The sequence below is a fragment of the Pseudooceanicola batsensis HTCC2597 genome (assembly GCF_000152725.1).
GTDB classification, from domain to species: Bacteria; Pseudomonadota; Alphaproteobacteria; order Rhodobacterales; family Rhodobacteraceae; genus Pseudooceanicola; species Pseudooceanicola batsensis.
Window position 1 is genome coordinate 3,304,189 of sequence record NZ_CH724131.1, and the last position, 10,640, is coordinate 3,314,828.

Below are 10,640 nucleotides of genomic sequence, written 5' to 3' on the forward strand. Positions count from 1 at the left end.
ACACGAGTGTTTAAATCGTGTCAACAGCGTTCATTGCCGAACGGGAGGAGACGGCATGAAGACGAATAGACCGGGCGCGGCGCGCCCGAGGTTCCGCTGATGGAGCTTCTGCAACTCATGATCGGCGGACTGGCGAACGGCTGCATCTACGGCCTCGTCGCGCTTGGCTTCGTCATGATCTACAAGGCCAGCGAAGGCGTGAATTTCGCCCAGGGCGACATGATGATGCTGGGTGCGTTCATCGCGCTCGGCTTCGGCAATACGGACCAGATGGGGCTGCCCTTCGGCGTGGCGGTGTTGCTGGCCATGGTGCTGATGTTCGGGATCGGCTGGGGGGTCGAGAGGGTGGTCGTCCGCCAGATCTTCGGCCAGCCGCAGTTCGCCCTCGTCATCCTGACCATCGCGCTCGGCTTCGTCTTCCGCTTCGTCGCCGGGTCGATCTGGGGCTACACGCCGCTGGTGCTCGAGACGCCCTTCGCGGGCCAGAACCTGCGGTCGGGCGGCATCGTCATTTCGCTTGCCGACCTCGTGACCATCGGGGTGACGCTGGTGCTGACGCTGGCGCTCTGGGCCTTCTTCGCCTTCACGCGGATCGGTCTGGCGGCGCAGGCCGCATCCCAGAACCAGATGGCCGCCTATATCGTCGGCGTGCCGGTGATGCGGGTGAATTCGCTGATCTGGGGGCTCTCGGGGGCCGTCGCGACGGTGGCCGGCGTGCTCTATGCGACGCGCGGGGCGATCGACCCGAACATCGGTCTGCTGGGGATCAAGGCCTTCGCGGCGGCGGTGATCGGCGGGCTCGGGTCGCTGCCGGGGGCGCTGCTTGGCGGGCTGATCATCGGCGTCGTCGAGCCGGTGGCGGGTCGCTACGCCCCGGGCGAACTGGCCAAGATGTCGCCCTACATCATCATGCTGATCGTCCTCGTGACCCGTCCGGGGGGCCTTTTCAGCCAGATCCAGATGAAGAAGGTCTAGGCGGATGCGGGTGGTCTTCAAGACAAGCTACGATCGCGACATCGACCTGCACGAGCACGGTCAGAGCCGGGCCAAGATCGCCGTTCTTCTGGCGATCATGGTGGCGCTGCCCTTCCTTGTGGGCGACTACTACCTGGCCGAGGCGGCCAACACGCTGATCTGGGCACTGGCCGGCATGGGGCTGATGGTGGCCGTGGGACATACCGGGCAGGTGAGCCTGGGCCACGCGGCCTTCCTCGCCATCGGCGCCTATGCGGACTCTGCCCTGATGAACGCGGGTCTGCCCTTCCTCGTCAGCTTCCCCGTCGCGGGCCTGATCACCGGGCTCTTCGGCGCGATCATCGCGGTGCCGGCGGTGCGGATGTCCGGCATCTACCTGGCCATCGCCACGCTGGCCGTCTTCGTCATCGTCGAGGAAATGGTCATCCTGCTGGAGCCGATCACCGGTGGCGTGGGCGGCATCATGGCGCCCTCGGTCACGATCCTCGGGATCAGCTTCGACCGCTACGCGGCGCTGCCGAACTTCTACTGGCTGTGCCTGGCTGTCGTGGCGGTCGTGACCTGGGGCTATGCGAACCTGATGCGCTCGCCCACGGGGCGGTCGTTCCTGGCGGTGCGCGACAGCGAGGTATCGGCCCGCGCGCTCGGCATCAACGTGACGCGGACACGGGCGCTGGCCTTCGGCCTGTCCTCGGGCGTCACGGGCCTGGCGGGCGCGCTGATGGGGCATTACATCGGCTTCTTCAACTACGAGCTCTTCTCGATCTTCATCTCGATCAACCTGCTGCTGGTGGTCACCATCGGGGGGCTGGGCTTCATCCAGGGCGCGTTCCTGGGGGCAATCCTGATCACCGCGGTGCCGCAGCTGATCTCGATCCTGCGCGACAATCTCGTCGGGATCGGCATCGACCTGAGCGGCATCCCCGGGCTCGACACGATGATCTTCTCGCTGATCCTGATCGGCTTCATCATCTACGAACCGACGGGGCTATATGGCCGCTGGCTGAAGATCCGGACCTGGTTCGAGATCTTCCCGCTGGCGCGCAAGGACATGTTCCGCCGCCAGAAATCCTATCTCAAGACGGAGCGGATGAAATGAGCCTGCTGCAAGTCGAGGACCTGGCCATCCATTTCGGCGGGGTGAAGGCCGTGGACGGCGTGTCGTTCAGCGTCGAGCAGGGCGAGGTCTTTGCCATCATCGGCCCGAACGGCGCCGGCAAGTCGACGATCTTCAACCTGATCAGCCGGGTCTATCCGCCGACGCGGGGCACGATCCGGTTCGACGGGCGGGACATCACCGGGCTGAAGGCGCACGACATCGCGGGCCTCGGGATCGCGAGGACGTTCCAGAACATCGAACTCTTCGATCATTCCACCGTGCTCGACAACCTGCTGATGGGGCGGCACACGCACCGGGGAACGAATTTCGTGCAGGACATCCTGTTCCTGCCCAAGGTCCGGCAGGAAGAGCGCGAGCACCGCCGCCGGGTCGAGCAGGTGATCGAGTTGCTGGAGCTCGAGGCCTACCGCAAGAAGATGATCGCGGGGCTGCCCTACGGCGTCCGCAAGGTGGTCGAGATCGGCCGCGCGCTGGCCATCGGACCCAAGCTGATCCTGCTGGACGAACCGGCCTCGGGCCTGTCCGTCGAGGAGACCCGCGACGTGGCCTTCTGGATCGAGGACATGCGCCGCGACATGGGGCTGACGGTGCTGATGGTGGAACATGACATGAGCCTGGTGAACCAGGTGTCGGACCGGGTGCTGGCGATGGCCAACGGTCAGCCGCTGGCGCTTGGGTCCCCGGCCGAGGTGCAGGCGCACCCGGATGTGCAGGCGGCCTACCTGGGAACGGGGGCGGCGGCATGAGCGGCGTCGTGGTCGTCCCCGACGCGCCCCGGCCCCCGCGCCGGGGCCGCCGGCACAAGGCGCAGCGCTTTGCGCCCCCCCGGTTTTTGGGCCGGGACCCCGCTGAACAGAAGGGCGGTTCGGGCAACAGGAACGGTCGGGAGGCCCCGGCGCGGGGGCCGGGGCATGTCGCGCGGGGGGGCAACGCATGACCGTCCTTTCCACCCGCAACCTCGAAACCTTCTACGGCGCGATCATGGCCCTGCGCGGCGTCTCGATCGATGTCGACCAGGGCGAGATCGTCACCATCCTCGGAGCCAACGGCGCCGGCAAGACGACCCTGATGAAGACCATCGCGGGGCTGATGGACCCCGAAAAGGGCACCATCGACTTCATGGGCGACCAGATCGCCGGGCTCGACCCCGACCGCGTCGTGCAGAAGGGCATCGCGCTGGTTCCCGAGGGCCGCGAGGTCTTTCCCTACCTCACGATCGAGGAGAACCTCAGGCTCGGCGCCTATACCCGCCGCGACAGCAGCGCCGACGACCTCGACCTGGTCTATGAATATTTCCCCATCCTGAAGGAGCGGCGCCGCCAGGCCGCGGGCTTCCTTTCGGGCGGGCAGCAGCAGATGCTGGCCATCGGGCGCGGTCTGATGGCGCGACCCCGGCTCATGATGCTGGACGAGCCCTCGCTCGGCCTCTCGCCCCTGCTGACGCAGGAGATCTTCGGGATCATCGCGCGGCTGAACGCCGAGCAGGGCGTGACCATGCTGCTGGTGGAACAGAACGCCCATATCGCGCTGGCGACCGCGCATAAGGGATACGTGCTGGAAATGGGCCGGATCGTGATGGCCGGTAGCACCGAGAAACTGCGCGCCTCGGACGATATCCAGGAATTCTATCTCGGCCGCACGGGCGAGACGCAGCGCGACCAGAAACGCTGGAAGAGGCGCAAGACATGGAGATGAGCCGCGTGGATACCTCGCAGTACCTCAGCTTCGACGGGCACGAGACGATCACCAGCCTCTGGGCCGACCGTTGCGCCAGGTACGGCGACCGCGTCGCGCACCGCGAGAAGGAACTGGGCATCTGGCAGGCCTATTCCTGGCGCGACTACTACGATTGCGCGCGCAAGATCGGCCGCGCGCTGATGGCGCTCGGCGTCAAGAAGGGCGAGCCGGTGCTGATCCTCGCCGAGGACCGGCGCGAATGGCTCTACATCGACCTTGCCTCGGCTTCGATCGGGGCGATCCCGGCGGGGGTCTACACCACCGACAGCGCCGCGCAGCTGGCCTATCTGGCCAATGACAGCGGGGCGCGGGTGCTCTTCGTGGAGAATGACGAACAGCTCGACAAGTATCTCGAGGCGCGGGACCGGATGGAGGGCATCCAGAAGGTCGTGGTGATGGAGCGCGAGGGGCTCGCCTCCTTCTCCGATCCGAAGGTCATGTTCCTCGACGAACTCTACGCCATGGGCGAAACCGAGGAGACCCGCGAACCGGGACTGTTCGAAGAGGCGATCAAGGCTGTCCGGCCGGAGGATCCGCGCATGCTGATCTATACCTCCGGCACCACCGGCCCGCCCAAGGGCGCGATGATCACGCATCGCAACATGATCTTCCAGATGCGGTCCGGGAGCGAGTGCCTGGAATTCCTCGAGAGCGACAACCTGCTGTGTTTCCTGCCACTCTGCCACGTGCTCGAGCGCATCGTCTCGGTCGAGGCGCCGATCGCCAACGGCTGCATCGTCAATTTCGCCGAAAGCCCCGAGACGGTCTTCGACAACCTGCAGGAGGTCAGCCCCGACAGCTTCTCGGGCGTGCCGCGCATCTGGGAGAAGATCTACTCCCGCGTGATGATCCTGCGCTCCGAGGCCGGGCCGATCGGCGCCAGGGCCTTCGACTGGGCGCTGGCCGTCGGGCACCGTTACGCGCAGGCGGAAAACCCGGGTGCGGGCCTGCGGCTGGCCCATGCGGTCGCGGACTTCACGGTCCTTGCGAACCTGCGCCGGATGCTGGGTCTCGCCAATGCGCGGCGGGTGACCTCGGGCGCGGCGCCGATCTCGCCCGACCTGATCCATTGGTTCGGCGCCCTGGGCGTGCCCCTGATCGAGGGCTACGGCATGACCGAGACCGCCGGCATCGCAACCGTCAACACGGTCGAGGACAACCGCATCGGCACCGTGGGAACCGCCATACCCGGCGTCGAGATGCGCATCGACGAGACCGGAGAGCTGCTGATCGGCGGTCCCTGCGTCTTCGGCGGCTACTGGAACAAGCCCGAGAAGACGGCCGAGACCATGACCGAGGACGGCTGGCTGCGCACCGGTGACGTCGGCCGGATCGGCAACGATGGCGCGCTGACCATCACCGGACGGCTCAAGGACATCATCATCACCGCCGGCGGCAAGAACATCACCCCCGCCGAGATCGAGTCGAAGCTCAAGTTCTCGCCCTACGTCTCGGATGCCGTGGTGATCGGCGACCGGCGGAAATACCTGACCTGCCTCATCATGATCGACCAGGAGAATGTCGAGAAATTCGCGCAGGACCGGCAGATCCCCTTCTCCGATTTCGCCTCGCTCACCCGCGCGCCCGAGGTGCGGGACCTGATAGGCGGCGTCGTGGCCGAGGCGAACCGGCAGTTCGCGCAGGTGGAACAGATCAAGGATTTCCGCCTGATCGACATCCTTCTGACGGCCGAGGACGAGGAGCTGACGCCGACGATGAAGCTGAAACGGAATTTCGTGAACCAGCGTCACGCGGCGCTGATAGACGAGATGTACTGACCCCCAGGGGTCCATCAAGGGAGGAAAAGAATGAAATACCTCAAATCTCTGGCTGCGGCCGCGACGCTCGCCGCCTCGCCTCTGCTGGCGCAGACGCCGGGCGTGACGGATGACGAGATCAGGATCGGCGGCGCGCATGACCTGAGCGGCATCTTCGCGCCCTTCTCGGTCCCCGCCGTCGCGGCCGCCAAGGCCCATTTCGACGAGATCAACGCCAATGGCGGCATCCATGGCCGCAAGATCACCTATATCGTCGAGGACCACGGCTATCAGGTGCCGCGCGCCGCGCAGGCCGCGAACAAGCTGATCAACCGCGACGGGGTCTTCGCGATGCTGCTGAACCTCGGCACGCCGCACAACCTGGCCATGTTCCAGCTGATGGGGCCGCAGGGCGTGCCCAACATCTCGCCCATCACCGCCGCCCGTCAGATGGTCGAACCCTTCGAGCCCTGGAAGTTCGCCGGCACATCCTCCTATTACGACGCGGTCAAGGCGGCCATCGCCTACATGCAGGAGAACGAGGGGACCGAGAAGGTCTGCCTGATGATCCTGCCCACGGACTTCGGCAAGGAGATCGAGGCCGCCGTTCATGACCTCGCCGAGGCGGGCAGTATCGAACTGGGGGCCGAGATCGGCCACAAGCCGGACGAGAGCGACTTTACCGGGGCGCTCGGCCGCGTCAGGGAGTCCGGCTGCGACACGGTCGGCATGGCGCTCGGCATCAGCCAGATGATCAACGCCATCGCCACCGCCCGCAAGCTGGGGATGGAAGACCTGAAGTTCATGCTGTCCAGCGCCGGTTTCCACACCGTGGTCGCCAAGGGCCTGGCCCAGCAGGGCGTGATGGACGGGGTCTATTCCGCCGCCGGCTGGCAGGACCTCGAGGCGCGGCTGGGTGAACCCGAGGTCGCCGAATGGGTCGCGCAGTTCAAGGAGGCGACCGGCGAGGATTATCCCGGCACCGGCGCCCTGCTCGGCCGGTCGGGCGCGGGCATCCTGACCGCCGCCCTGGAAGCGGCGGGACCGGACCTCACCCGCGAAAGCTTCATCGCCGCGATGGAGACGCTCGACTACGAGGACAAGATCGCCGGGAACCACGTCGATTTCAGCGCGGAGGACCATGAGGGCGCGGACGAGATCTTCGTGAACCGGATCGAGAACGGGTCCTGGGTCCTGGTCCAGACGATCGAGTGACATGACCCGGCGCCCCGGCCTCGCGCCGGGGCCCCCCCTTCCGCCTGAACCGACATGCGGCCCCGGCGCCAGGCCGGGGCACGTGGAGGCTTGCGCGCAGACAACCGAGAGAGCGACCGATGCTGAACCGCACGATCTATGACGAAGAACACGAGATTTTCCGCAAGTCCGTCCGGGCCTGGGCCGAGAAGGAGGTCTTTCCCCACGGCGAGCAGTGGCGTGAGGACGGCTGCGTCAGCCGCGAGATCTGGAAGAGCGCCGGGGAACAGGGCTTTCTCTGCATGTATGCTGACGAGAAATACGGCGGCCTCGGCCTCACGGACTTCCGCTACGACATGATCCTGACGGAAGAGATCGGCCCGCGCGAGCCGGGCCTCTTCATCGGCCTGCACAACCGCATCGTCGGGCCCTACCTGCAGAACTTCGCCAGCGACGCGCAGCGCGAGAAATACATGCCCGGCGTGGTGTCGGGCGACACGATCCTCGCCATCGCCATGACGGAACCGGGCACGGGGTCCGACCTGGCCGGCATCAAGACGCGCGCGGTGGAGCACGAGGATCACTGGATCCTCAACGGCTCCAAGACCTACATCTCCAACGGATTCCTGACCGATCTGGTCCTGGTCGCGGCCAAGACCAACCCGGAGGCCAGCCACGAGGTCGGTCTCTTCTGGGTCGAGAACGGAACGCCCGGGTTCGACCGGGGCCGGAACCTCAAGAAGGTCGGGCTGGAGAGCCAGGACACGGCCGAGCTCTTCTTCGATGACGTGAAGGTGCCCAAGGCAAACGTGCTGGGCGATCCGAGGGGCGGCTTCAAGACGATGATGATGAACCTCGCCGAGGAACGCCTGATCGGCGCGGTCGGCTTCGTCGCGCGGGCCGAGCACGCCTTCGACATCACCATGGATTACATCATGGAGCGTCGCGCCTTCGGAAAGGCCATCGGCACCTTCCAGAACTCCCGTTTCAAGATGGCCTCGTGCCGGACCGAACTGGATGCGGCCTGGGCGCTGACCGACCACTGCGTGCGCGAACACATGGCGGGCCGCCTGAGCGCCGAGATGGCGGCCGAGGCCAAGCTCTACACCTCCGAGGTCGAGGGGCGCGTGGTGGACGAATGCCTCCAGCTGCACGGCGGCGCGGGCTACATGGACGAATACGAGATCTCGCGGCTCTATCGCGACGCCCGGATCAGCCGGATCTACGCCGGCACCTCCGAGATCATGCGCGAGATCATCGGCCGGGGCCTCGGCCTCGACGACCGGCAGCGGAACTGATGCCGGGTTTCGGGATCGCCCCGCCGCCGCGCGCGCGCCGCTCCCGGATTGCGGATCCCATGGCCTTCTTTGGTCTGCAAAATATCCTGGGGGAGTCGCCGCAGGCGACGGGGGCAAAGCCCCCGATCCCGCCGCTCATCCCGCACTGAGGATACGCCATGCCCTTCCCCCGCACGCACCTCGAACCCGAACACGAGATGTTCCGCGACCAGGTCCGCCGCTACCTCAAGGCGCACATGCAGGCCAAGGTCCCGCACTGGCGGACGCAGGGCCATGTCGACCGCGAGGATTTCACGGCCTTCGGCGCGAACGGCTGGCTCTGCCTCTGGGCCGGAGAGGAATACGGCGGACCCGCCATCCGCGACATCCGCTATGATCAGGTCCTGCAGGAGGAGACGATCCGCTGGACCGACATCGGCTTTTTCCACAATGCGCATTCCATGCTGGTCGGGCCCTATCTCGACCGTTTCGCCACGTCCGAACAGAAGGCGCGGTTTCTGCCCGGCGCCGTCAGCGGCGAGACGATCATGGCCATCGCCATGACCGAACCCGACACCGGATCCGACCTCGCCGCGATCCGCACGCGGGCCGAGGACAGGGGCGATCACTACCTGCTGAACGGATCGAAGACCTATATCTCGAACGGCGTGATCGGTGACCTCTTCGTCGTCGCCGCCAGGACGGGCGAGAAGCGGGGCCGGATCGGCCTCTTTGTCGTGATGGCGGGGATGGAGGGCTTTTCCCTCGGGCGGCATCTGAAGAAGATGGGGCTGCCGGTCCAGGACACCGCCGAGATCCGGTTCGACGACGTGCGCGTGCCAAAGGAGAACCTGCTGGGCGATCCGGGCATGGGTTTTGCTTATATGGCCGAATGCCTCGCCGTGGAACGAACGATGAGCGCGATTTCCTCTCTGTCGCACGCGCAGGCGGCCTTCGACATCACGCTGGAATTCGTCAAGGAGCGGCGCGCCTTCGGCAAGCCGGTCGGCGCCTTCCAGAACACCCGGTTCGTCATGGCCGACCTGCGGGCGCGGCTGGATGCGGCGCAGGCCTATCTCGATCAATGCGTCGTGCTGGCGAACGACGAGCGGCTCACGCCCGAGGACGCGGCGGCGGCCAAGCTGCTGTGCTCCGAGGTGCAGGGCGATGTGGTGGATGCCGGGCTGCAGCTGCACGGCGGTGCGGGCTACATGGACGAATACGAGATCAGCCACATGTTCCGCGATGCCCGGATCGCCCGGATCTATGCCGGCACGTCCGAGATCATGAAGGAGATCATCGGCCGGGGGCTTGGGCTGGGCGACCGGGATCTGACATAGCCCAGGTGCCGCTTTCCGCTGGCCGCGAAGGGGCAGGGGCAGGGGCGCCCTGGACCGATCCCCGCCCGGTCGAGGCAGGGGCCGGAAAGGGGACGCGGGCCGCCCAGGCATGTCCGCATCGCTGCCCGCGAGACTGCTCCACGCCACGGTGACCGCCCGGCGGCAACCGCGCCACCCCCGGGTGCTGCGCTCGTGCCGATGACCGGTCACCTCGGGCACCGGAACGGACGGGCTTCAGCCGCCGGGGAACTCGACGGTGCACCGCAGTCCCGCGGGCAGGGCGAGATCCTCGTTGGGCAGGTTCAGCCGGATGCCGAACGTCGCGGTCGAGGCGTCGAAGACGTTGTCGATCACGGTGATCCGCGCCTCGTGCGGCGTGTCGAACGGCGGCTCGGGCCGGATGAGGGCCGTCTGACCCGGCGCCAGGTGCTGGTAGTAGTCCAGCGGCGCGAAGGCCTCGACCCTCAGAACGTCCAGCTTGGCCACCGTCACGATCTGCGTCTCTCCCGCCTGGTATTCGCCCGGACTGAGAAGCCGTTCGGTCACCACCCCCGAGACCGGCGACCGCAGCGTTTTCTGATCCAGCTGGACCCGCGCGCGTTCGGCTTCGATGGTGGCGAGCTGCTTGTTGAACTCGGCCTCGCGCAGCGACTGGCGCGCGATCTCGGCCTCCTGACGCGCCTCGTTGGCGATCGTCTCGGAGACGGCGTTGCGCGCGGCAAGGGTCGCGGCGCGATCGGCCTGCGTTTCGAGGAACTCGAGCCGGACCCGCGCGGCGTCTATGGCCGTCGTGTCCGCGGCCTGCGCCTCGGCCAGTTTAAGGCTGGCCTCTTCGGCGCGGCTGTCCATGCGGGCCACCACCTGACCGGCCTCGACCCTGTCGCCCCGCCCGACGGTCACCTCGGCAATGATTCCCGCCACGGGCGTGGACAATTCGATCAGATCGTCGGCTTCGATCAGGCATCGGACGGGATCCAGCGCAACCGCAGGATGAGGTAGCGCTAGCGCAACGACAGTAAGCGGCAAGGCGAGTGAGCGAAATTCCGCTTTTGATTTCATCCGCATACTCATTGCGGCACCTTCCGTAAGGTCATCTCCGTCCCCACCCTGACGCTGAAAAGGACCCGGGCAATCAGCAAATCATTGCTCGGTGGCACCCCTGTTTGGTACTCTGAAGAGGCCAGTCTTTGTACTGTTTAAAGTTTTTTACATACGTCTTTTTCGTTTCGGGGGGAACGAG

General features: G+C 66.3%; 9 protein-coding genes. 8 read left to right on the forward strand and 1 reads right to left on the reverse strand.

The features are described 5' to 3' along the window. Positions 1-99: 99 nt before the first annotated feature. The 8 genes from OB2597_RS19800 to OB2597_RS19835 all read left to right on the forward strand — a co-directional run bounded on the left by OB2597_RS19800 (position 100) and on the right by OB2597_RS19835 (position 9,400). A complete protein-coding gene (locus OB2597_RS19800) occupies positions 100-975 on the forward strand; it encodes a branched-chain amino acid ABC transporter permease (protein ID WP_009807405.1) in 876 nt (291 codons plus the stop codon). Between the two features lie 4 nt (positions 976-979). Then, on the forward strand, positions 980-2,074 hold the full coding sequence (locus OB2597_RS19805) for a branched-chain amino acid ABC transporter permease (RefSeq protein WP_009807406.1): 1,095 nt from the start codon (positions 980-982) through the stop codon (positions 2,072-2,074). Further along, positions 2,071-2,841 carry an ABC transporter ATP-binding protein gene (locus tag OB2597_RS19810; RefSeq protein WP_009807407.1) on the forward strand — a complete coding sequence of 257 codons (771 nt, stop codon included), beginning with the start codon at positions 2,071-2,073 and terminating at the stop codon, positions 2,839-2,841. The genes OB2597_RS19805 and OB2597_RS19810 overlap by 4 nt, the downstream gene beginning before the upstream one ends. A gap of 187 nt (positions 2,842-3,028) precedes the next feature. Further along, a complete protein-coding gene (locus OB2597_RS19815; protein ID WP_009807408.1) occupies positions 3,029-3,790 on the forward strand; it encodes an ABC transporter ATP-binding protein in 762 nt (253 codons plus the stop codon). Continuing rightward, complete coding sequence (locus OB2597_RS19820; RefSeq protein ID WP_009807409.1) at positions 3,781-5,610, forward strand: AMP-dependent synthetase/ligase; 1,830 nt, start codon at positions 3,781-3,783, stop codon at positions 5,608-5,610. Before OB2597_RS19815 ends, OB2597_RS19820 begins: the two co-directional genes overlap by 10 nt. 30 nt (positions 5,611-5,640) lie before the next feature. After that, positions 5,641-6,804: an ABC transporter substrate-binding protein gene (locus OB2597_RS19825; RefSeq protein WP_009807410.1), complete on the forward strand. Its 1,164-nt coding sequence runs from the start codon at positions 5,641-5,643 to the stop codon at positions 6,802-6,804. Positions 6,805-6,923: 119 nt separating this feature from the next. Beyond that, the gene (locus OB2597_RS19830) at positions 6,924-8,081 is read left to right on the forward strand and encodes an acyl-CoA dehydrogenase family protein (RefSeq protein ID WP_009807411.1); all 1,158 of its coding nucleotides are present in this window, start codon (positions 6,924-6,926) and stop codon (positions 8,079-8,081) included. Positions 8,082-8,239: 158 nt separating this feature from the next. Continuing rightward, positions 8,240-9,400 (forward strand): acyl-CoA dehydrogenase family protein, encoded by a 1,161-nt coding sequence (locus tag OB2597_RS19835; RefSeq protein ID WP_009807413.1) that lies wholly within the window; start codon positions 8,240-8,242, stop codon positions 9,398-9,400. 234 nt (positions 9,401-9,634) lie between these two features. Here OB2597_RS19835 and OB2597_RS19840 read toward each other — a convergent pair whose 3' ends face one another. Next, positions 9,635-10,459, reverse strand: coding sequence for an efflux RND transporter periplasmic adaptor subunit (locus tag OB2597_RS19840; protein ID WP_161601049.1), 825 nt, complete (start codon positions 10,457-10,459; stop codon positions 9,635-9,637). Between the last annotated feature and the right edge of the window lie 181 nt (positions 10,460-10,640).

What these genes read in the sequence shown, in the direction of transcription:
- OB2597_RS19815 (WP_009807408.1), top strand. Translation starts at nt 3,029, where the DNA reads ATGACCGTCCTTTCCACCCGCAACCTCGAAACCTTCTACGGCGCGATC.
- OB2597_RS19805 (WP_009807406.1), top strand. Translation starts at nt 980, where the DNA reads ATGCGGGTGGTCTTCAAGACAAGCTACGATCGCGACATCGACCTGCAC.
- OB2597_RS19835 (WP_009807413.1), top strand. Translation starts at nt 8,240, where the DNA reads ATGCCCTTCCCCCGCACGCACCTCGAACCCGAACACGAGATGTTCCGC.
- OB2597_RS19800 (WP_009807405.1), top strand. Translation starts at nt 100, where the DNA reads ATGGAGCTTCTGCAACTCATGATCGGCGGACTGGCGAACGGCTGCATC.
- OB2597_RS19820 (WP_009807409.1), top strand. Translation starts at nt 3,781, where the DNA reads ATGGAGATGAGCCGCGTGGATACCTCGCAGTACCTCAGCTTCGACGGG.
- OB2597_RS19810 (WP_009807407.1), top strand. Translation starts at nt 2,071, where the DNA reads ATGAGCCTGCTGCAAGTCGAGGACCTGGCCATCCATTTCGGCGGGGTG.
- OB2597_RS19840 (WP_161601049.1), bottom strand. Translation starts at nt 10,459, where the DNA reads ATGAAATCAAAAGCGGAATTTCGCTCACTCGCCTTGCCGCTTACTGTC.
- OB2597_RS19825 (WP_009807410.1), top strand. Translation starts at nt 5,641, where the DNA reads ATGAAATACCTCAAATCTCTGGCTGCGGCCGCGACGCTCGCCGCCTCG.
- OB2597_RS19830 (WP_009807411.1), top strand. Translation starts at nt 6,924, where the DNA reads ATGCTGAACCGCACGATCTATGACGAAGAACACGAGATTTTCCGCAAG.